Source organism: Rhodoferax sp. ZS1R25 (assembly GCF_056521335.1).
The window spans coordinates 1,217,656-1,238,898 of the sequence record NZ_JBWMAZ010000002.1 but is presented as its reverse complement, the minus strand read 5'-3'; the positions used below and the strand labels follow the sequence as shown (position 1 = coordinate 1,238,898).

Annotated in this window: 22 protein-coding genes and 1 pseudogene; 12 read left to right on the top strand and 11 right to left on the bottom strand. The window is 64.8% G+C overall.

What is annotated here, in order from left to right:
- Positions 1-55: 55 nt before the first annotated feature.
- Genes AC097R_RS16625 through AC097R_RS16605 form a run of 5 tightly spaced genes read right to left on the bottom strand, consistent with a single transcriptional unit; the run spans position 56 to position 6,099 of the window.
- Complete coding sequence (locus AC097R_RS16625; RefSeq protein ID WP_479599302.1) at positions 56-397, bottom strand: rhodanese-like domain-containing protein; 342 nt, start codon at positions 395-397, stop codon at positions 56-58.
- A 24-nt stretch (positions 398-421) separates the two neighbouring features.
- Positions 422-1,075, bottom strand: coding sequence for a protein-L-isoaspartate O-methyltransferase family protein (locus AC097R_RS16620; RefSeq protein ID WP_479599301.1), 654 nt, complete (start codon positions 1,073-1,075; stop codon positions 422-424).
- Between the two features lie 45 nt (positions 1,076-1,120).
- Positions 1,121-4,273 carry an efflux RND transporter permease subunit gene (locus tag AC097R_RS16615; protein WP_479599300.1) on the bottom strand — a complete coding sequence of 1,051 codons (3,153 nt, stop codon included), beginning with the start codon at positions 4,271-4,273 and terminating at the stop codon, positions 1,121-1,123.
- A gap of 3 nt (positions 4,274-4,276) precedes the next feature.
- Positions 4,277-5,410 carry an efflux RND transporter periplasmic adaptor subunit gene (locus AC097R_RS16610; protein ID WP_479599299.1) on the bottom strand — a complete coding sequence of 378 codons (1,134 nt, stop codon included), beginning with the start codon at positions 5,408-5,410 and terminating at the stop codon, positions 4,277-4,279.
- Positions 5,407-6,099 carry a TetR/AcrR family transcriptional regulator gene (locus AC097R_RS16605; protein WP_479599298.1) on the bottom strand — a complete coding sequence of 231 codons (693 nt, stop codon included), beginning with the start codon at positions 6,097-6,099 and terminating at the stop codon, positions 5,407-5,409. Before AC097R_RS16605 ends, AC097R_RS16610 begins: the two co-directional genes overlap by 4 nt.
- A 167-nt stretch (positions 6,100-6,266) precedes the next feature.
- On the opposite strand from AC097R_RS16605, the gene msrA reads away from it, so the two are divergent.
- The gene (gene msrA, locus AC097R_RS16600; protein ID WP_479599297.1) at positions 6,267-6,809 is read left to right on the top strand and encodes a peptide-methionine (S)-S-oxide reductase MsrA; all 543 of its coding nucleotides are present in this window, start codon (positions 6,267-6,269) and stop codon (positions 6,807-6,809) included.
- Here msrA and AC097R_RS16595 read toward each other — a convergent pair.
- The 5 genes and pseudogenes from AC097R_RS16595 to AC097R_RS16575 form a co-directional block, all read right to left on the bottom strand.
- Positions 6,806-6,994 (bottom strand): hypothetical protein, encoded by a 189-nt coding sequence (locus tag AC097R_RS16595; protein WP_479599296.1) that lies wholly within the window; start codon positions 6,992-6,994, stop codon positions 6,806-6,808. The genes msrA and AC097R_RS16595 overlap by 4 nt on opposite strands.
- Positions 6,995-7,090: 96 nt before the next feature.
- On the bottom strand, positions 7,091-8,014 hold the full coding sequence (locus AC097R_RS16590; protein WP_479599295.1) for a metal ABC transporter substrate-binding protein: 924 nt from the start codon (positions 8,012-8,014) through the stop codon (positions 7,091-7,093).
- A gap of 43 nt (positions 8,015-8,057) precedes the next feature.
- Positions 8,058-8,948, bottom strand: a complete 891-nt coding sequence (locus tag AC097R_RS16585; RefSeq protein WP_479599294.1) for a metal ABC transporter permease — start codon at positions 8,946-8,948, stop codon at positions 8,058-8,060.
- A gap of 5 nt (positions 8,949-8,953) precedes the next feature.
- Positions 8,954-9,652: pseudogene (locus tag AC097R_RS16580) on the bottom strand (metal ABC transporter ATP-binding protein); the annotation flags it as partial.
- A 62-nt stretch (positions 9,653-9,714) separates the two neighbouring features.
- Positions 9,715-9,879 carry a hypothetical protein gene (locus AC097R_RS16575; protein ID WP_479599293.1) on the bottom strand — a complete coding sequence of 55 codons (165 nt, stop codon included), beginning with the start codon at positions 9,877-9,879 and terminating at the stop codon, positions 9,715-9,717.
- Positions 9,880-9,984: 105 nt separating this feature from the next.
- Between AC097R_RS16575 and AC097R_RS16570 the strand changes: the two genes are divergently transcribed.
- From AC097R_RS16570 to AC097R_RS16545, 6 genes are read left to right on the top strand one after another with little or no spacing between them, the layout of a single operon-like run.
- On the top strand, positions 9,985-10,497 hold the full coding sequence (locus tag AC097R_RS16570) for a Fur family transcriptional regulator (RefSeq protein WP_479599292.1): 513 nt from the start codon (positions 9,985-9,987) through the stop codon (positions 10,495-10,497).
- On the top strand, positions 10,494-11,186 hold the full coding sequence (locus AC097R_RS16565) for an ABC transporter ATP-binding protein (protein ID WP_479599291.1): 693 nt from the start codon (positions 10,494-10,496) through the stop codon (positions 11,184-11,186). The genes AC097R_RS16570 and AC097R_RS16565 overlap by 4 nt, the downstream gene beginning before the upstream one ends.
- Positions 11,183-12,391, top strand: a complete 1,209-nt coding sequence (locus tag AC097R_RS16560) for an ABC transporter permease (RefSeq protein WP_479599290.1) — start codon at positions 11,183-11,185, stop codon at positions 12,389-12,391. Before AC097R_RS16565 ends, AC097R_RS16560 begins: the two co-directional genes overlap by 4 nt.
- A gap of 28 nt (positions 12,392-12,419) precedes the next feature.
- Positions 12,420-12,662: a hypothetical protein gene (locus AC097R_RS16555; RefSeq protein ID WP_479599289.1), complete on the top strand. Its 243-nt coding sequence runs from the start codon at positions 12,420-12,422 to the stop codon at positions 12,660-12,662.
- A gap of 32 nt (positions 12,663-12,694) precedes the next feature.
- Positions 12,695-13,225 (top strand): DUF3299 domain-containing protein, encoded by a 531-nt coding sequence (locus AC097R_RS16550; RefSeq protein ID WP_479599288.1) that lies wholly within the window; start codon positions 12,695-12,697, stop codon positions 13,223-13,225.
- A 22-nt stretch (positions 13,226-13,247) separates the two neighbouring features.
- Entirely contained in the window at positions 13,248-14,198 is a 951-nt protein-coding gene (locus AC097R_RS16545; protein WP_479599564.1) for an AEC family transporter, read from the top strand.
- Positions 14,199-14,213: 15 nt separating this feature from the next.
- Here the strand turns inward: AC097R_RS16545 and pdxH are convergent, their stop codons facing one another.
- Positions 14,214-14,852, bottom strand: coding sequence for a pyridoxamine 5'-phosphate oxidase (gene pdxH, locus AC097R_RS16540; protein ID WP_479599287.1), 639 nt, complete (start codon positions 14,850-14,852; stop codon positions 14,214-14,216).
- Between the two features lie 221 nt (positions 14,853-15,073).
- On the opposite strand from pdxH, the gene AC097R_RS16535 reads away from it, so the two are divergent.
- The 5 genes from AC097R_RS16535 (at position 15,074) to edd (ending at position 21,220) form a co-directional block, all read left to right on the top strand.
- Entirely contained in the window at positions 15,074-15,538 is a 465-nt protein-coding gene (locus AC097R_RS16535; protein WP_479599286.1) for a (2Fe-2S)-binding protein, read from the top strand.
- 11 nt (positions 15,539-15,549) lie between these two features.
- Positions 15,550-17,688 (top strand): xanthine dehydrogenase family protein molybdopterin-binding subunit, encoded by a 2,139-nt coding sequence (locus AC097R_RS16530; RefSeq protein ID WP_479599285.1) that lies wholly within the window; start codon positions 15,550-15,552, stop codon positions 17,686-17,688.
- A 25-nt stretch (positions 17,689-17,713) separates the two neighbouring features.
- On the top strand, positions 17,714-18,724 hold the full coding sequence (locus AC097R_RS16525) for an XdhC family protein (protein WP_479599284.1): 1,011 nt from the start codon (positions 17,714-17,716) through the stop codon (positions 18,722-18,724).
- A complete protein-coding gene (locus AC097R_RS16520; RefSeq protein WP_479599283.1) occupies positions 18,714-19,265 on the top strand; it encodes a nucleotidyltransferase family protein in 552 nt (183 codons plus the stop codon). Before AC097R_RS16525 ends, AC097R_RS16520 begins: the two co-directional genes overlap by 11 nt.
- An 86-nt stretch (positions 19,266-19,351) precedes the next feature.
- The gene (gene edd, locus AC097R_RS16515) at positions 19,352-21,220 is read left to right on the top strand and encodes a phosphogluconate dehydratase (protein WP_479599282.1); all 1,869 of its coding nucleotides are present in this window, start codon (positions 19,352-19,354) and stop codon (positions 21,218-21,220) included.
- Positions 21,221-21,243: the final 23 nt, after the last annotated feature.

Genomic DNA, 21,243 nt, shown 5'->3' with positions numbered 1-21,243 from the left:
AGTGCTTTCTCAGGCTCGGGGAGGTGGAACTATCGGGGGGAGGAATGACGCCGGTTCAGTAGCGCGCCACGCTGGGGTCGCGCTCTGCCGACCAGGCGTCAATGCCGCCGGCAATATTGGCCACGTGGGTGAACCCGTGGCTGTGGAGAAACATCGCCACCTGCATGCTGCGTGCGCCGTGGTGGCACAGGCAGGCCACAGGCCTGGAAGCGTCCAGCTCAGTCAGTCGCTGTGGCACCGTGCCCATGGGAATGGTCAGCAGCTCAAACCCGTCGGCCTGCACGCTGGCAACCGCCAGTTCGTGCGGCTCACGCACGTCCAGCACCAGGGGCGTGCCGTGCTCGGCCACGCTGGCAAACCAGGGCGTGAGTTGGGAGGGGCGGACTTGGTCAATCATGGGCAGGGCGCGGGGCTGAGTGGCTTAGAAATAAAAGCGCGAAGGCTCGGCAAAGTGCTGCAGGCGGGGGGCGTTCACATCCCAGGGCTGGGTGGTGCGGAACTCGGTGGTGCTGGTGCGTGTCACGAAGGTGGCGCGCATCTGCGGTTCATCCCCCACCACGGCCGCCAGGCGGCCACCCACGTTCAGGCGCTGCAGCAGGTCTTGCGGCACCTGGGTGACCGAGCCGCTCAGCAGGATCACGTCAAAGTTGCCCTCGCCGGTGGCCAGCTTGGCGCCATCGGCTTCGCGCACGGTGACGTTGTGGATGCCGGCAGCTGCCAGGTTGGTGCGGGCCATGGTGACCAGTTCCGGCACCAGGTCAATGCTCAGCACATGGTGGGCGCGGTGGGCCAGCAGCGCGGCCATGAAGCCGGAACCGGCGCCGATTTCCAGCACCGACTCGTGCGGCTGGATGGCCAGGTCTTGCAGCAGGCGCGCTTCCAGGCGCGGCGCCAGCATGGTCTGGCCGCCGGGCAGCGGAATTTCCAGGTCGGCAAAGGCCAGCATCTGGTGCGTCTTGGGGACAAAATCCTCGCGCGGCACGGTGCTCAGCAGTTCCAGTACATCGGTGTTGAGCACGTTCCAGGGGCGGATCTGCTGCTCAATCATGTTGAAGCGGGCTTGGGCAAAATTCATCGTTATTACTCCTTCGGAATCGGGGGGCGGCAAGGGGGCCAAATTTTACGGGGCCGGGGTGCTGGGGGTACCACCCCACAGCCGCTTGGCCCAGTTGGCCAGGTCGTCCATGTAGCAATACACCACGGGCACCACCACCAGCGTCAGCAGCGAGGAGGTAATCACCCCGCCAATCACGGCCTGGCCCATGGGGGCGCGGGTCTCAGACCCCTCGGTCAGCGCAAACGCCAGCGGCACCATGCCAAAAATCATGGCCAGCGTAGTCATCAAAATCGGGCGCAAGCGCACCTTGGCGGCCAGCAGCAGCGCTTCAGAGCGCTCTATGCCGTCTTCGCGGGCGCGGATGGCAAAGTCCACCAGCAAAATTGCGTTCTTGGTCACCAGGCCCATCAACATCACCACGCCAATGATGGAGAACATCGACAGCGTGGAGTTGAAGATCATCAGTGCCAGCACCACGCCAATCAGCGTGAGCGGCAGCGCGGTCATCAGCGCCAGCGGCTGCAAGAAGCTCTTGAACTGGCTGGCCAGAATCATGTAGATGAAGATGATGGCCAGGGCCAGCGCTGACACCGCGTAGGCAAACGACTCGGCCATGTCCTTGGTGGAACCACTGAACTGGTAGCTGTAGCCCGGGGGCAGGGCAATGCTGTCCATCGCCGTCTTGATGTCGGCCGACACCTCGCCCGCCGAGCGGCCCGACACGTTGGCGCTGAAAGATACTTCGCGCGTCAGGTCGCGGCGGTTGATCTGGTTGGGGCCTGTGGACTCGACCACCTTGGCCACCTGGTTCAGGCGCACGATGCGCTGGCTGCCGTCGGCGTTGGTGCCCAGCGCAAAGGGAATGCGTTCCATGTCCAGCGCGCTGCTGCGGGCTTCGGGCGCCAGGCGCACGTTCACGTCGTAGGTCTGGTCATCCGGTGCGCGCCAGTTGCCCACGGTCTGTCCGGCCACCAGGGTGCGCAGGGCAGAGCCAATTTGGGCCACGCCCACGCCCAGGTCGGACGCGGCATTGCGCTGCACCTGCACGTCCAGCGTGGGCTTATTGGGTTTGACGCTCGAATCCAGATCCACCAGGCCCACCACCGGGCGCACCTTGTCGATGGCCAGCTGTGTCAGGCGTTCCAGCTCGCCGGTGTCGGGGCCGAGGATGGAAAACTGGATCTGTTTGTTGCCGCCCACCGAGTCCAGCAGGCCGACGTGGGTAACAGTAATGCCGGGTACCTGGCGCAGGCGCTGGCGCAGCACCACGGACATGGCGTCCACCCCCAGCGTGCGGGCTTTGCGGTCCACCAGGCGCACATAGATGCTGGCGTACATCTTGCCCTGGGCGTTGCCGGTGTTGATGGTGGTCAGTGTGTAGCGCACTTCGGGGAAATCACGAATGATGGATTCGACCTGTTTGGCCCGTGCCTCGGTCACTTCCAGGGATGATCCCACCGGTGTGTAAAAGTTGAGTGAAGTTTCGGAAAAGTCTGACTTCGGAACAAATTCAGTTCCCAGCAGGGGCACCATGAAAATGCTGAGTACAAAAATGGCTACCGTCAGCAGCACCGTGGCCAGCTTGTGCCCCAGCGACCAGCGCAGGATGGTCTGGTAGGCGTCGACCAGCCAGTCGGTGGCGCGGTCAAACAGACCCGTGACACGGCCAATGGTCTTGTCGTAGAAGGTGACGGGCGGGCCCTGGCGGCCGTGCGATTCGATGCTGGGGTCGTGCCAGATGCTGGAGAGCATGGGGTCCAGCGTGAAGCTCACAAACATGGAGATCATCACGGCGGCCACGATGGTGATGCCGAACTCGTGGAAGAACTTGCCGATGATGCCGCCCATGAAACCGATGGGCAGGAACACGGCCACGATGGACAGCGTGGTGGCCAGCACGGCCAGGCCAATTTCCTGCGTGCCGTCCATGGAGGCGTCATAGGCGTTCTTGCCCATTTGCACATGGCGCACGATGTTTTCGCGCACCACGATCGCATCGTCAATCAACAGGCCCACGCAGAGCGAGAGCGCCATCAGCGTGATCATGTTGATGGTGAAACCAAACAGGTTCATGAACAGGAAGGTGCCAATCAGCGCAATGGGCAGCGTGAGGCCGGTGATGACCGTGGAGCGCCAGGAGTTCAGGAACAGAAACACGATGAGTACGGTCAGCACCGCACCTTCGATGAGCGTGCGCCGTACGTTCTCTACCGACACCCGGATCTGGCGTGAGCCGTCCATGATGGGCTCCAGCCGCACGCCGGCAGGCAGCTGTTTCTGCATCTCGGCCAACGTCTTGGCCAGGCCATCGACCACCGCAATGGTGTTCTCGTCCTGCGACTTTTGCACATTAAGCAGCAGCGTGCGCTGGCCGTTGTAGAGCGCCAGGCTGTCCACTTCCTGGGCGCCGTCGGAGATGCGGGCCAACTGCTGCAGCAGCACGGGGGCGCCATTTTTGCGTGCCACGATGATCTTGCCGAAGTCTTCCGGCCGCTCCATGCGCCCGGCAATCTGGATCACCCGCTCTTGTTCGTTGGAGTGGATGGTGCCCACGGGCACGTCCTGGTTTTCATTGCGCACCGCGCTCACCACCTGGTCGGGCGTGATGCCGAAGGCTTCGAGCGCCTGCGGGTTCAGGTACAGGTTCAGCTCGCGCCGGGTACCGCCCACCACGGTGACCGAGCCCACGCCGCGCACGTTTTCCAGGCGCTTCTTCAGGGTTTGCTCGGACCAGTTGGTCAGCTCCACCGCGCTCAGCGCCTTGGCGCCGGCTGTGGTGTCGGGCAATACCGCCACCGACCAGATGGCACGCGCGGCCGGGTCGAAGCGCAGCACGCGGGGTTCTTTCACTTCCGTACGCAGAGTCGGCTTGACCGACGCCACTTTTTCGCGCACATCGTCGGCGGCCTTGCGGCCATCCACATGCAGGCCGAATTCGATGACCACGACCGACTGGCCTTCGTAGTTGCGCGAGGTCAGCGCCTTGATGCCGGCGATGGAGTTCACGCCTTCCTCGATCTTTTTGGAGACTTCGCTCTCCACGATCTCGGGCGAGGCACCGGGGTAATCGGAGATCACCACCACCACGGGAAAGTCAATGTTGGGAAACTGGTCCACCTGCAGGCGCTGCAGCGAAAACAGGCCCAGCACCACCAGGGCCAACATGACCATGGTGGCGAACACCGGGTTTTTAAGACTGACTTTGGTAAACCACATGGCTTACTTCGCCGCGGTTTGGGCTTTGGCCAGCGTGCCTTCGCGCACCGTGCCAACCGTACCGCCCAGCACCTGCGCGCCTTCGGCCAGGCCCTGGACCGCCACCATGGTCTGGCCAGCGACGTCGCCGCGCGCACCCAGGGTCACGGTCTGGTGCAGCACCTGTCCGTTGTTCAGCACCTGCACATAGGGCAGGGGCTTGTCGGTGCGCACCGCATTCAGTGGCACGACCAGGCTGTTGCCCCTGCCGGTGGCCAAGGTGCCCTGGGCAAACAGGCCCTGGCGCAATTCAGAATTGCCCTCAATCGACAGGTAGGCCAGTACGGCGCGGCTGCCCGCTACGGCGCTGGGGTTCACGCGCACCACTTTGGCGGTCAGCGGTTTGGCGGCACCCTCTACGGTCAGTTGGGCGGTTTGCCCGACCTTGACGCTGAGGGAGTCGGTGGCGCTGAGGCTGGCTTCCAGTTCCAGGCGGCTCAGGTCCACGATTTCCACCACACGGGCATCAATCGCCACGCGCTCGCCGGGTTGGGTCAGTCGCTGGGCAATCTGGCCCGCAATGGGGGCGCGCAACACGGCGTCGTCCAGCGACTTGGTGGCCACATCCACACCGGCTTGGGCCGCGCGGTAGGTGGCCTCGGCAGAGGTCAGCGTGGCGATGGACGAGTCCAGCGCGGTCTTGGAGATAAAGCCCTGGTCTACCAGGGAGCGGTTGTTGTCAAAGTTGCGCTTGGCAATGTCCACCTGGGCTTTGGCGCTTTCGGCTTGCTGCTGGGCCTGGCGTACGCGGGCTTGGAATTCGGTGGGGTCCACGCGGGCGACGATCTGCCCAGCTTTCACAAAATCGCCTTCGCGCACGGTCAGGCCTTGCAGCTCGCCGGCCACGCGGGCTTTGACGAAGGCGGAGTTGACGGCCTTCAGCGGGCCGGAGATGGACAGGCCCTGGGTTAGCTCCGCGGTCTTCACCGTCACCAGGTCGGTGGCGGGCAACACCAGGGACGCTTGGGCCTTTTGCGATGCCTGTTGGGCTTCCAGTTCCTCTTTCTTGGCTTTGCGGGCCGAGAGCAGGCGTGCGGCGACCACCACGATGGCGGCGATCACGAGCCCAATAACAATCCATTTCAGCCAGCGTTTCATGGGGCGTGCTCAAGGAAGTTCTGAGACGAGCGTGTAGTGAATCCCAGCAACATGTTGTCGAGCTGTGACTGGATGCACATCGCGGGGTCCAGAGGAACACCAGAGGGCATGCATCCGCCCATTGATTGGCGTGCAATTGCCAAAAACAAAATGGGTGCCATCACTGCATACGAGGCGTAGTTCAAGTCCATGGGGCGGAATTCCCCACTGTCAATTCCTCGCTGCAATACCCGCTGGATCAATGCGTTGCCTGGCTGTACCACCTCTGTTTGGTAGAACGCCGCCAGCTCTGGAAAGTTACCTGCCTCACTCATCATGAGCTTGGAAATTCCGGCAGCTTGGGTAGATCCTACGCGCTCCCACCACTCTGTAATGCAATAGCGCAACAGGTCGGCACTGCTGCCTTGGTACTGCTCCAGCTCCACGCGCCATTGGTCAAAACGTCCAGAGATGTTCTCCCGCACCACGGCCTTGAACAGTTCTTCTTTGCTGGAGAAATACAGGAACAACGTGCCTTTGGACACGCCGGCCCGCTTGGCCACTTCTTCGGCACGGGTGGCGGCAAAGCCCTTTTCGACGAACAGCTCCAGCGCGGCGGCCAACAGCTCGCCGGGGCGTGCGTCCTTGCGGCGCTCGCGCTTGGCGCGCACATTGGCGGCGATGTCACAGAGGTTGAGGGGCGCGGGCATGAAAATTACTGACTGATTGGTTATTAATGTAGCCGCGCACCCGCAGGCTGTCAAACGGGGGGCCTGAAAAGCTGTGCCACAGCGCGGGGTTTTGGGGGCGCTGCGTAAGATGGAGTGGTCTGGGGCGACTAAGTTGCATGAACCCTGTTGATCTTATTGGAGAACCCATGTCTGATTCCCTTCAAACCCTGGTGCTGGGCGGCGGCTGCTTTTGGTGCACCGAGGCTGTGTTTGTGCAAGTCCAAGGCGTGGTGGATGTGGAATCCGGCTACAGCAACGGCCATGTCGTCCAGCCCAGCTACGAAGACGTGTGCACCGGCAGCACCGGCCACAACGAAGTGGTGAAGCTGGTGTACGACCCGGCACAGATATCTACCCGCGAGGTGCTGGAGATTTTCTTCGTCATCCACGACCCCACCACGCTGAACCGCCAGGGCAACGACACGGGCACGCAGTACCGCAGCGGTATCTATGTGTCCACGCCCGAGCAACAGGCCGTGGCGCGCGAGGTCATTGCCGAAATGGCTGCCAGTGGTGTTTACAGCCGCCCCATCGTCACCGAAGTGCTGCCCGTGGACAACTACTGGCCTGCCGAGGCCTACCACCAGGACTTTTTTGAGCGCAACCCGAACCAGGGCTATTGCATGGCCGTGGCGGCCCCCAAGGTGGCCAAGTTCCGCAAGACCTTTAGCCGCTTGCAAAAAGCCTAGCGTTTGCCCCGCAGGGGCGAGTCGCCTGCGATGCCCCAGTTGGATACGGGCTTCGGTATTTCTGGTGGACCTTGTACTTGGTCCACATACCAAAGGGCGACGCCCACTCCGCCGATCAGCACGACGGCTCCAACAACGAGTTTCAGTACGGTGACCCAGAGCTTGGGTTCTTCATTGCGCTTCATGGCACTTTCTCCAGTTGGCCGATATTGTGCCTTCCTGGCCGGTAGCCCCCGCGCACGCTGTGCGGGCAGCTACGGTAGATATAGCAAAAACTGGCCTTAGTTCAAGCGCATACCGGCGACCAGGTGTGTCACGTTGTAGCGAACCATTTGCAGGTAGCTGGTGGCGCCCGGCTGGTCGGCGGCAGACAGGGCGTCCGCGTACAACGTAGCGCCCAGCGTGGCGCCGGCGTCCTGGCTGAGCTGGGCGATGAGCTTGGGGCTGCCCATGTTTTCGAGGAACACGGCGCGGATTTTTTCGCGCTGGATTTGCCGGATCAGCTGCGCCACCTGCTTGGCGCTGGGCTCGGTCTCGGTACTGATGCCCTGGGGCGCGAGAAACTGGATGCCGTAGTGCGCGCCAAAGTAGCCGAAGGCGTCGTGCGAGGTGATGACCTTGCGCTTGGCCGCGGGGATGCTGGCGATCTGCGCCTGCGCCCAGGTGTCCAGCGCTTGCAGCTCCTTGACATACGCCTCGGCGTTGGCTTGGTAGCTGGCCGCGCCTGCGGGGTCGGCATGGGCCAGGCTGGTGGCGATGTTGCGTACGTACAGCACCACGTTTTGCGGGTTTTGCCAAGCGTGGGGGTCGGCTTCAGCATGGCCGTGCTCGTCGGCCATGCTGCGTGGCTTCACGCCCTTGGCCGCCACCAGCACGGTGCCGCGGTAGCCGGCCGACTTGACCAGCTTTTGCGCCCAGGGCTCAAAGCCGAGGCCATTGGTCACCAGCAGCTTGCTGGCCAGCAGGGTCTTGGCATGGCCGGGCTTGGGTTCAAACACATGGGCGTCTTCGTTGGGGCCGACCAGCGTGGTCACGGCCACGCGCTCGCCACCCACTACGCGCACCAGATCACCCAGGATGCTGAAGCTGGCGGTGACGGGCAAGGGCGTGTCGGCATGCGCCTGCGGGCCCAGCAGGGCCAGGGCAGCGGCACTGGCGAGCAAAAAACGGCGGGGAAGGGCGGCAAGGGCAGGGGTGCGCAGCATGAAAGCTCCAGAGGGTGGGGAAAAGAAATGGGAAAGAGAAAGGTCAGGCCACGCGGTGGGCCGCAGTGCGCAGACGTGGCAACCAGCCACCGGGTGCCAGCAGCAGCGAAGTGGCGTAGAGCGCACCTGCGCAGCCGATGATGGTGGGGCCCGACGGCGTGTCGCAGTGGTAGGACAACAGCAGCCCGGCCACGCCGGCCAGCGCGGCCTGGGCGCTGGCGTTGAGCAGTTGGGCGGGCAGCGTGTCGTGCCAGAGGCGCGCGCTCACGGCGGGCAGCATCATCAGGCCCACGGCCATCAGCGTGCCCAGGGTCTGAAAGCCCGCCACCAGGTTCACCACCACCAGCACCAGAAAGCTCTGGTGCCACGCCCATGCGGGCAGGCCGCGGCGGTGCGCGGCCAGAAACACGGGGTCCAGCGTCTCCAGCACCAGGCCGCGGTACATCAGTGCCAGCGCCAGCACACTCACCGTGGCCACACCGGCCACCAGCCGCAGGCCCGCGGTGTCCACCCCCAGCGCGCTGCCAAACAGGATGTGCAGCAGGTCCAGCTGGGTGCCGTGGCGCGCAATCAGCGTCACGCCCAGCGCCAGTGCCACCAGGTAGATGGCGGCCAGGCTGGCGTCTTCCTTCAGCGTGGTGAAGCGGCTCACCGCCCCGGCCACGCCCACGACCAGCAGGCCCGCCAGCACACCGCCCAGCGCCATGGCCGTGAGCGACAGCCCGCTGACCATGAAGCCCAGCGCCACGCCCGGCAGGATGGCGTGGCTGAGCGCATCGCCAAGGAGGCTCATGCGCCGCAGCGTGAGAAAAACGCCCAGCGGCGCGGCGCTGAGCGACAACGCCAGCGTGGCTACCAGCGCGCGGCGCATGAAGGCGAAGTCGGCAAAGGGAGCGACCAGCAGGTCCCAGGCTTGGGGAAGCACGGTGTCCATGGGGCTCAGCTCGCGGTTTGCCATTGGGGCGTGGTGGCCGGGGCATCGGCTTCGCACCAGGGTGCTTGCTCGTCCCAGGCTTCGGCCATGGCGCGGGCACGTTGCTGATTTCGTGCCGTCAGAACCTGATCCGTTGCGCCCCAGGCCACGAGTTCGCGCGCCAGCAGCAGCGTTTGCGGAAAGTGCTGGCGCACCTGGGCCTCGTCGTGCAGCACGGCCACTACCGTGCGGCCCTGGTGGTGCCACTGCTGCACCAGGCCCAGCAACGTGGCGGTGGTCTTGGCGTCCACGGCGTTGAAGGGTTCGTCCAGCAGGATGAGTTGCGCGTCCTGCACCAGCAGGCGCGCAAACAGCACGCGCTGCAGCTGGCCACTGGAGAGCGTGCCCACGGGGCGGTGCTCAAAGTCCTGCAGGCCCACGGTGTGCAGGGCCGCGTCCACCTCGCGCAGCATGGCGGCGGTGGGGCCGTTCAACGCGCCGGTGCGGTGCCACAGGCCCAGCAGCACGCAGTCGCGCACGTGCATGGGGAAACTGCGGTCCAGCTCGCTTTGCTGCGGCAGGTAGGCCAACTGGTGGCGCGGCAGGCCCAGCCGGACGCCTGCGGCGGGCAGCAGCCCGGCGATGCTTTTGAGCAGCGTGCTTTTGCCCGCGCCATTGGGCCCCACCACGGCGGTGAGCGAACCCGCGGCGAGCTGCCCGCTGACATGGTGCAGGGCCGGGTGCCGGCGGTAGCTCACCGTCAGGTTGTCCAGGGTGACCGGCGCACTCATAGCGGTGCCACCTCGGCGCATGCCCAGGCCACGGCCAGCCATAGCAGGACCAGCGCGGGCAGCACCACGGCGGCGCGGCGCCAGGCCGGCCAGGCCAGCACGCTGGCGCGTGAGCGGCTGTGTAAAGACGGCGTAAAAGGGCGTGGATCGGTGGGTGTCATCGTTAATAATGCAACTTGATTGCAGTAAATGGAGTGCGAATATAACGCAACTTGGTTGCGTATTTGCATTTAATGCAACACAATTGCATTTTTTAAAGGCGTTGTATGGCTCCCTTGCCCCCGTCCACAGACCCGATTGACGCGTTGCTGTCGGCCCACGGCCTGCGCCGCACCGCCGCTGCCCGCCAGGTGCTGGGCTGGCTGCTGGCCCACCCGGACACCAGCTACACCCACGGCCAGCTGCAGATTGCACTGGCAGACGATGCCGAGGCTGCGCTGGACCGCGTGACGCTGTACCGCCTCATCGACCGGCTTACGCAGGTGGGCCTGCTGCTGTGCCGCGTGGACAGCCAGCGCGTGCGCCGCTACCAGGCCATGCCCACCAGCGTGCACGCCATTCCCCACTTTGAATGCCAAAGCTGCCACCGCGACAGCCCGCTGGCCGGCGCCTTGAAGGCCAATGCCAACGACCTGGAAAAAGCCGCCCAGACCGCGCTGGAAACGCTGGCGGCGCTGGGCTACCAGGGCATGAGCATGGACTTTGCGGTGCGCGGCGTTTGCGTGGACTGCGCTACCGGCACCGCGGCACCCGAAGCCGCAGCAGGGCCCGCCGCATGATCCGCACGCAGGGTCTGCGTTACCAATACGCGGGCGCCGGTGCGGCGCTGCAGTTCCCCGATGTGGACGTGGCCCAAGGCGCGGTGCTGCTGCTCAGTGGTCCCTCCGGCTGTGGCAAGTCGACCTGGTTGGCGTTGGTGGCGGGGCTGGTGGCGCCCACGGCGGGCACCGTCGAGGTGGCGGGGCAAGCGCTGCATGCTCTCAAATCTGTAGCGGCTGACGCATGGCGGGCGGGGGCTATCGGCTTTTTACCGCAAAAATTGCACCTGAGTGCGGCACTCACCGTGCAGCAAAACCTGGCCATGGCGCAGTGGGCGGCGGGCCAGCCCGAAGACACCGCTGCTATCCACACCGCACTGCAGGCGCTGGGTGTGGCCGAGCTGGCGGCGCGCAAGCCCGCGCAGCTTTCCGGCGGGCAGGCGCAGCGCGTGGCGCTGGCGCGTGCCGTGCTGCTGCAGCCGCGTGTGCTGCTGGCCGATGAACCCACGGCCAGCCTGGACGACGAGGCCGCGGCCGACGCCGTGACGCTGCTGTTGGCCACGGCCCGCACCCATGGTGCCACGCTGGTGATTGCCACGCACGATGCCCGTGTGGCGGCGCTCATTCCGGCCGGAGTTGATGGCCAAACCGGCTTCCAGCCCCTGCGTTTATTGCGCCAGCCGCTCCTGAAACAGGAGCAAACCGCATGAAGACACTGGTGTTTGCCTGGCGCTACCTGTGGTCGCGCCCGCTGGGGGCCGCACTCAATGTGCTGCTGCTAAGCCTGGGGCTGGCCTCCATCACCTTTTTGCTGCTGGTAGGTGCGCAGCTGTCCAAGGCGTTTGACCGCGACCTGGCCGGCATCGACGTGGTGGTGGGTGCCAAAGGCAGCCCCATGCAGCTCATCCTCTCCGGCGTGCTGCACATCGACGTGCCGCCCGGCAACGTGCCGCTCAAGGCCGTGAAAGAGCTGGCCAAGAATCCGCTGGTGGACAGCATCATTCCTATCAGCCTGGGTGACAACTTTGCGGGCTACCGCATCGTGGGTACCTCGCATGCCTATATGGACCACTACGGGGCCAAGCTCGCCCAGGGTCGCGTATGGGAAGCGGGTGTCCCCATGCAAGTGGTGCTCGGCGCCACCACGGCGCGCAAGCTGGGCTTGCAGTTGGGGCAGAGCTTTGTGGGCTCGCACGGCCTGGGCGCAGGCGGGCACTTGCATGGCGACAACCCCTACACGGTGGTCGGCATCCTGGCGCCCAGTGGCAGCGTGCTGGACCGCCTCATCCTGACCGACACAGCCTCCGTGTGGAAGGTCCACGAGGACTACACGGCGGTGGACGACGATGACCGCAAGGTCATGGAAGAAGAACGCGAAATCACCATGGCGCTGGTCCAATACAAAACGCCCATGGCCGCCCTGAGTTTTCCGCGCTATGTGAACACCAGCACCGAGATGCAAGCCGCCGCGCCCGCGCTGGAAATCAGCCGCCTGCTGCACATGCTGGGTCTGGGCACGGACGTGTTGCGCGCCTTTGCCGGTGTGCTGCTGCTGACCGCGGGACTGAGCGTGTTCATCGCGCTGTGGAGCGCCGTGCGTGAGCGCCGGGCGGATCTGGCCCTGCTGCGCATGTTGGGTGCACCACCCAGCAAGGTTGCCACGTTGTTGCTGAGCGAGGCGCTGTGGCTGGGCCTGGTGGCCGCGGTGCTGGGCGTGCTGCTGGGGCAGGCCTGCACAGCCGCGCTGGCCTGGCTGCTGCAGCTGGACAACTCGTTGCTGATTGGCGGCGTGGTCTGGCCCGCAGAGCTGTGGGTCGTACCCGCGCTGGCGCTGGGTGTGTCGCTGGTGTCGGCACTGCTGCCGGCCATCGGCGCCTACCGCGTCAGCGTGCTGGAACTTTTGCAATCCCGATGATTTCTAACCCCCAACCTTTGAGATGTATATGAAAAAAACATTGCTAGCCCTCATGTTCCTTGCGCAGGTAGCTACGGTTTCCATAGCAAAAGAAAGCGCCGAAGACACCAAACAGGACGTGCTCAAGCACCGTGCCATCGCCGCCGCACACCTCGCTGCGGCCACCTGCCGCGAGTCCGGCAAGGACGAAGACGTCTGCAACAAGGACCTGCAGGCCGCCTGCAAGGGCTTGGCGATTGGCAAGTTCTGCGGCATGAAGCACGAACACTGAAGGCGTAAACTCGGCCCGTTGGAGACCACACCATGAAACCCTTGGCCCGCGTGCTTGCCCTGTCCCTCAGCCTGGTGGCTGTGGCGGCGACTGCCCAACTGAGTTCGCCCATGGGGGGCGCTGCCATCCCGCCCGGTGGCATTCCGTTGGGGAGCGGTCCTGGGGTGCACAGCCCCAACAGCCCGTTTGCCCCCCTCCAGGACCGCGCCGATGTGCTGCCCTGGTCGGTGCTGACCGCGGTGAAAACCAAAAATGAGAAGAACCGCCTGCTGCCGGTGTTTCCGTCAGACGTGCAGGCACTCAACAAAAAAAGCCAGCGCATCCAGGGTTTCATGATGCCGCTGGAGCCCGGTGAAAAGCAGAAGCACTTTTTGCTGAGCTCGGTGCCATTGACCTGCGCCTTCTGTGTGCCCGGTGGGCCCGAGAGCATGGTGGAGGTGAAGACCAAAACCCCGGTGAAATACTCGCTGGAGGCCGTGGTGGTGGAAGGCCAGTTTGCGGTGCTGAACGACGATCCCTATGGCCTGTACTACCGCATCACCGACGCGGTGCCCGTGAAGTAACGCGGGCCCGCTGCACATGCCGCTGGACAACCCGGTCGTCTCCTCCCTGCTGCCAGTGGTTTTGTTGATTGTGGTGGGCCTCATCACCGGCAAGGCCAAGCTGATCCGCCAAGAGGCGGTGCGCGATCTTTCCAACCTCGTGTTTCTGGTGCTGACCCAGGCACTGCTGTTTCGCACCATGAGCAGCGTGCACATCGAGACGCTGGACTTCCGGCCCGTGTCGCTCTACTTCGCCGTGGCCGCGGGCCTGTTCACTGCGCTCTTGTTGATACAAGGTGCCAGCAGCCGCGCGGCTGTCATTGCGTTGTCGGGCACCTTTAGCAACACCGTGATGATCGGCATCCCGCTGGTTGGCCTCGCCTATGGCAAAGAGGCGCTGGTGCTGCTGTTCACGCTCATCTCCTTGCACGCGCTGGTGCTACTGACGATGGCCACAGTGGTGCTGGAACTGCTGCACGCGCGGGAACAGTCCAAGCACAGTGACGCGCCCGAGCGCCACCCGCTGGTGTCCATCGGCCTGGCCGTGCGCAACGCCGTGGTGCACCCGGTGCCCATGCCCATCATCGCCGGCTTGCTGTTTGCACAAACCGGTTGGACCTTGCCCGATGTAGTGGACCGTCCGTTGCTGCTGCTGGGCAATGCCTTTGGTCCGGTGGCGTTGGTGTTGGTGGGCGTTACGCTGTCGCAGGCCTCCATTGGGCGGCACCTGAAAGGCGCCTTGGTCGTCTCTGCAGTGAAGACCCTGTTGCACCCCGCGCTCATGGCGCTGGCGGGCTACGTATTTGGTCTGCGCGGCATGTCGCTCACCGTGCTGGTGGTTGCGGCTTCGCTGCCCATTGGGGCCAATGTGTTCCTGTTCTCGCAGCGGTATCAGAAAGCCGAGGATCTGGTGACGGCCAGTGTGGCGGTGTCTACCTTGGTGGCCTTGGTCAGTGTGACTTTGGTGATGACCTTGGTGCCGCTGATTGCCTGAGCGTTTGAGACAGATTCAGGGCGCCAGCCGATCGCGCTGCCAGCTGCCATCGGCACCCAGCGTGTAGCGCAGCCGGTCGTGCAGCCGGCTCTTGCGGCCTTGCCAAAACTGCCAGTTGTCCGGCTTGAGCCGGTAGCCACCCCAATGCGGCGGGCGCGGGGGCTTTAGCAGAAACTGCGCGGCGTATTTGGCGGCGTTGGTCACCAGCACACTTCGCCCTGGTATGACTTCGCTCTGGGGTGATGCCCACGCCCCAATGCGTGAATCCAGCGGGCGGCTCTGGAAATAGGCGTCGCTTTCTTCTGCGCTTACCTTTTCCACCACGCCTTCAATGCGCACTACGCGCTCCAGCTCCACCCAGTGAAACTGCAGGGCCGCATACGGGTTGCCGGCCAGTTCATGGCCCTTGCGGCTCTCGTAGTTGGTGTACCACACGATGCCTTGCGCGTCATACCCCTTGATCAGCACCACGCGGGTAGAGGGGCGCAGGTCACTGCCCACGGTGGCTAGCGTCATGGCGTTGGGCTCGGGCACCTCGCCTTGAATGGCTTCTTTGAGCCACTGGTCAAACTGTTGCAGGGGATCGGCGTGCGAGGCTTTTTCGTCCAGCTCGGCGCGCTCGTAGCTTTTGCGAAGGTCGGCAATAGAGGTCATGCCTGCAGTATAGGAAGAGCGCGTAGCCCACGCGTTGCGCTGGGTCATGCGCCAGGAGGTGTCGCGCAGCGGACAGTGGGGCTGACCCGCCGCCGATTGCCGTTTTGGCATTAGGGCTTACCCGCTAACTGGCGGTGGTGCCGAGTACTACGCTGTCCTTTGCACCAGCAACCGAAGGGCAGGCGGGGAGCGCCGTGCCCCTCTCACCAGGAGACACCCCCATGAGCGTCAAATTCCAAGTCAATGGCAAGGCGGTGACAGCGAACGCAGAGCCTGATACCCCGCTGCTGTGGGTGATCCGTGATGAGCTGGGCATGACCGGCACCAAGTTCGGTTGCGGCGCTGCCTTGTGCGGGGCGTGCACGGTGCATGTGAATGGTGCCCCCGTGCGCGCCTGCCAGACGCCGCTGTCCACCGTGGCCGGCAAAAAGGTGGCCACCGTCGAGGGGCTGTCGCGCAACAACACCCACCCGCTTCAGGTGGCGTGGATCAAGCACGACGTGCCGCAGTGCGGCTACTGCCAGTCGGGCCAACTCATGAGTGCAGCGGCATTGCTCGCTGGCAACAAGAACCCATCTGATGCGGACATCGACGCCGCCATGAGCGGCAACCTCTGCCGCTGCGGCACATACCCCCGTATCAAGGCCGCCATCAAGGATGCGGCCTCCACGATGCGCAAAGCCTGAGGAGCAGCACCATGACCACTATCAACAACGCCTCGCGTCGCGACTTCCTCAAGACCTCCACGGCCTTGGCCGGCGGCGGCCTGCTCATGGGCATTGCAGTGCCCGGCGCGCTGCAGGCGGCCGGCACCGTGCACACGCCCAATGCCTGGGTGCACATTGCCGATGACAACACCATCACGCTGATCTCGGCGCGCTCGGAGATGGGGCAGGGCGTCTACACCTCCATGCCCATGCTGATTGCCGAAGAACTCAACGTGGACCTGCGCAAGGTCAAGGTGCGCATTGCGCCACCCAATGCCAAGCTCTATGGCAACCCCCTGTTGGGTGGCCCGCAGCTCACCGGCGGATCGACCTCGGTGCGTGACGGCTGGGAGAAGCTGCGCATAGGCGGCGCCCAAGTGCGTGAAATGCTCATCACCGCTGCGGCCAACCAATGGAACGTGGACCGCTCCACGCTGAAAGCGGCAGATGGCATGGTGATTGGTCCGAACGGCAAAAAGGCCAGTTACGGATCGCTGGCGGCCGATGCGTCCAAGCTGCCGGTGCCCGAGAAGGTGAGCATCAAGGACCCCAAAGATTTCACCATCGTGGGCAAGCGCACCAAGCGCCTGGACACCCCCATGAAGGTCAACGGAACGGCCGAGTTCGGCATCGACGTGAAGCTGCCCGGCATGGTCTATGCGGCGCTGGAGCAGTGCCCCGTGATTGGCGGCAAGGTCAAGTCCTTTGATGCGGCCAAGGCCAAGTCCATGCCCGGCGTAATTGCTGTGGTGGAGATCCCCGACGGCGTGGCCGTGGTGGCCAACAGCTGGTGGCGGGCCAACACGGCGCGCAAGACGGTCAACATCACCTGGGACGAAGGTGCGGGCGCCGCTTTGAATGAAAAAGCCATGCTCGACAGCCTGCGCGGTGCGGCCAAGACCGGCACGCCAATTCCACTCAAAGCCGTGGGCGACCCGGACGCGGTGATTGCTGCATCCAACAAAGTGGTGCGCGCCGAGTACGCCAGCCAATTGCTCTCGCATTCGCCGCTGGAGCCGATGAACTTCACCGCCGACTACAACAACGGCAAGGTGCGCCTGATTGGCCCCACCCAGTGGCAGGACGCCGCGCAAAGCGCGATTGCCGCGGCCGTGGGTGTGAAGCCCGAAGACGTGAGTGTGGAAACCACCTTCCTCGGCGGCGGTTTCGGGCGGCGCATCGACATCGACTTCATCATCCAGGCCGCACAAATCTCCAAGGCCGTGGGCAAACCGGTCAAGCTGGTGTGGTCGCGTGAAGACGACATGACACATGACTTCTACCGCCCGCAGGCCATCCACACCATGGCTGCCGCGCTGGGTGCGGATGGCAAACCCACGGCCTTGACCTTCCGCCTGACCTCGCAGTCGGTCACCGGGCGCATCTTCGGCCTGCCGGGCGAAGTGCAAGACCCGCTGATGACCGAGGCTGCCGTGGCGGGCTACGACATCCCGGCCTCGCGCCACGATGTGGTCAAGCACGACGCGGGCTTGCGCGTGGGCTACTGGCGCTCGGTCAGCCATGCGCTCAACGCCTTTGCCAACGAGAGCTTTATTGACGAGCTGGCGATTGCCGCGGGCAAGGACCCCTACGCCTACCGCATGAGCCTGCTGGAGAAACAGCCGCGCTTTGCCAACGTGCTCAAGCTCGCGGCCGACAAAGCCGGTTGGGGCACGGCGCTGCCCGCAGGCCGCTCGCGCGGCATTGCGCTGATGGAAGGCTACGACACCTACATGGCCCAGGTGGCCGAGATCAGTCTGGAGGGCGGGGCTGTCAAGGTGCACAAGGTCACGGTGGCCGCTGACTTGGGTCGCATGGTGAACCCGGATACGGTGGAGGCGCAGATCCAGTCCAGCATCGTGTTTGGCCTGGGGGCCGCGACGATGCAGGAGATCACGCTGGTCAATGGCCGGGTGCAGCAGACCAACTTCAACACCTTCCCGCTGGTGCGCATGTACGAGACACCGGTGATCGACATCACGCTGGTCAATAGCACCGAGAAGCCCGGCGGTATCGGTGAGCCTGCCACGGCCCTGGTGGCGCCCGCCATTGCGAATGCGGTGGCGGCGCTCACCGGCAAGCGCGTGCGCAAGCTGCCCATCAACGAAGCGGCTATTCGGGCCGCCTGAGCGGCCGAGTCGCTACAGTGCGGGTATGGAAAGTCTGGATTTAAGGGTGCTGGGAGACGCGCTGGCCTGGAAACAGGCCGGCCATGCGGTCACGCTGGTGACCGTGGTGGAGACCTGGGGCAGTGCGCCGCGTCCGCCCGGTGCCTTGCTGGCCGTGCGTGACGATGGTGTGGTCAGCGGCTCGGTCTCGGGTGGCTGTGTTGAGGACGACCTGATCGCCCGCACCAAGGCCGCGCTCAACCAGTCGACTGACATCCACTCCACCAAGCCATCGATGGTGGCGTATGGCGTGAGCAAGGAAGAGGCCGCGCGCTTTGGCCTGCCCTGCGGCGGCACGCTGCGCCTGGTGCAGGAGCCGCTGCATGACACTGGCTGGATCCGCACAATCCTGCAGCGCACGGCAGGCCACCAACTGGTGGCGCGCACACTGACCTTGTCGACGGGTGCGGTCACGCTGCACCCGGCGGCACGCGGCCAGGCCATGCAGTTTGACGGCACCACACTCACCACCTTGTTTGGCCCGCGCTGGCGCCTGCTGCTTATCGGTGCCGGGCAACTCTCGCAGGCCGTGGCCAGCATGGCGACCGCGCTGGACTTTGAGGTGCTGGTGTGCGACCCGCGTGAGGAATATGCCGCCGTGCTGGAGATGGCGGGCGTGCCCGGCGTGCGCCGGGTGGAGGGCATGCCTGACGACGTGGTGCGCGCGCTGCAGCCAGACGCCCACACCGCCATCGTCGCACTCACGCACGACCCCAAGCTGGACGACATGGCCCTGCTCGAAGCACTGGGCAGCGACGCGTTTTATGTGGGCGCCCTCGGCTCCCGTCGCAACCAGCAGGCGCGCAAGCAGCGCTTGGCCGAACACTTTGACTTGACCGAAGCCCAACTGGCTCGCTTGCATGGCCCCGTAGGGTTAAAGATTGGCGCACGCACTCCGGCCGAGATCGCCGTGTCCATCCTGGCCGAGATCATTCAGGTCAAAAACACCCAAGCCACCCCCGCTGTGGCCCACGCTGCATCCAGCTGTGCTACCTGAGGCGCTGAGCCTGCCCGTAGTGCTGGTGCTGGCCTCGGGCCGGGGCGAGCGCTTTCTGGCGTCGGGCGGCACCACCCACAAACTGCAGGCCGACCTGTGTGGCGCCACGGTGCTGCAACGTACGTTGGACGCGGTGCGTGCCAGTGGCCTGCGCTGGCACCTGGAAGACGCGGGCCACCCCGGCATGGGCGACAGCATTGCCGCCGCGGTGCGCGCCACGCGCGAGGCCACTGGGGGCTGGATGGTGCTGCCGGCCGACCTGCCGCTGTTACAACCGGACACTCTGGTTACCATCGCTCGCGCGCCCCTGGGTGGGGAGGTGCTGGTGCCGTGGTTTGAGGGCCAGCGTGGCCACCCGGTGCGCTTTGCGGCCAGCTGTGGCGATGCACTTGCCGGTTTGAAGGGAAATCAGGGTGCAGCCCCCGTCGTCTCTGCGCGAGTAGCTAGCAAAATGATAGTGACTGACGCGGGCTGTGTGCTGGACATTGACACCGTGGACGACCTGGAGCGGGCCCGTATCGCGTGGCGGCAATCTCGCTAGTTCGTACCCGCCTGGTAACTCCGCCCGCACACAAGCCGGTGTTTCCCAGTTACTATCAGAATCTGTAATTTAGTTACAAGAGCACCATGCCAGACACCACCCCATCCCCCGCCGCTTTGCACCCCGTTGTTGAGGCGGTTACCCGCCGCATCCGCGAGCGCAGTGTGGCTACCCGCACCGCCTACCTCGCCCAGCTGGACCAGGCCGCCAACCGCAAACCCGGCGCCGACCGCATGGGCTGCGCCAACGTGGCGCACGCCTTTGCCGCCATGCCCGACGCCGACAAGACCCGCGTCACTGGGTTGGACAAGCTCCGCATCGTGGAAGAGAAGGGCGCCAACATCGGCGTCGTCAACGCCTACAACGACCTGCTCTCGGCCCACGCGCCGCTGCAGCACTACCCCGACCTCATCAAGGTGGAGGCCCGCAAACACGGCGCCACCGCGCAAGTGGCCGGCGGCGTGCCCGCCATGTGCGATGGCGTGACCCAGGGCACCCCGGGCATGGAGCTGAGTCTGTTCAGCCGCGACGCGATTGCCATGGCCACGGCCGTGTCACTGAGCCACGATGTGTTTGACTGCGCGCTGATGCTGGGCGTGTGCGACAAGATCGTTCCCGGCCTCTTGATTGGCGCGCTGCACTTTGGCCACCTGCCCACGGTGTTTGTGCCCGCCGGTCCTATGACCTCGGGTCTGCCCAACAACGAAAAAGCCAAGGTGCGCGAAAAAGCCGCCCAGGGCCTGGTGGGCCGCCCCGAGCTGCTGGCCGCCGAGAGCGCCGCCTACCACGGTGAAGGCACCTGCACCTTCTATGGCACGGCCAATAGCAACCAGATGCTGCTCGAAGCCATGGGCCTGCATGTGCCCGGCACCGCCTTCATCAACCCCGGCCAGGACGTGCGGCAGGAGCTCACGCGTGAAGCCGTGCGCACGGTGTTGGGCATCACCAAGGCGAAGCGTTTTGCACCGATCGGCAAGATCGTGGACGAGCGCTGCATCGTCAACGCCATGGTGGCCCTCCTGGCCACCGGTGGCTCTACCAACCACCTGATCCACTGGGTGGCCGTGGCCCGCGCGGCCGGTATCGTGATCGACTGGAACGACTTCTCGGCCCTGTCGGACGTGGTGCCGCTGCTGAGCCGCGTGTACCCCAATGGCAGCGCCGATGTGAACCAGTTTCAGGCCGCCGGCGGCCCCGGCTATGTGATCCGCGAGCTGCTGGACGCCGGCTTCATGCATGCCGATGTGCTGACCGTGCGGGCCAATGGCTTGCGTGAATTCACCGCCATTCCCTCGGCCAAGGCCGATGGAAGCTTGCAGTGGACCGATGCCGGCGCCAGCAAAGACGAATCCGTGGTGCGCCCAGCGAGTGCTCCGTTCAGCGCCAGCGGTGGTTTGAAACTGCTCAAAGGCAACCTGGGCCGCAGCGTGATCAAGGTGTCCGCCGTGCCCGAAGACCGCCACATTATCGAAGCGCCGTGCCGCGTGTTCGATTCGCAAGACGCGCTGCACAAGGCCTTCAGCGCCAACGAGCTGAACCACGACGTGATCTGCGTGGTGCGCTGGCAGGGCCCGCAGGCCAACGGCATGCCTGAGTTGCACAAGCTCACGCCGCCGCTGGCCGTGCTGCAAGGCAAGGGCTTCCGCGTGGCACTGGTGACCGACGGACGCATGAGCGGTGCCTCGGGCAAGGTGCCCGCCGCCATCCATGTGTCGCCCGAAGCGGCCGCTGGTGGCCCGCTGGCCAAGGTGCGCGATGGTGATGTGATCCGCCTGGACGCGAATGCCGAAACCCTGCAAGTGCTGGTGAGCGACGCCGAATGGGCCGCCCGCCCGCTGGACACCATGCCTGAAGAGCTGCGCGCGGCGAACGGCATCGGCATGGGCCGCGAACTGTTTGCCAACTTCCGCCGCAATGCACTGGCCGCCGAAGAAGGCGCCTGCACCTGGTTTTAAACCAACAACACCCCACAACGTCG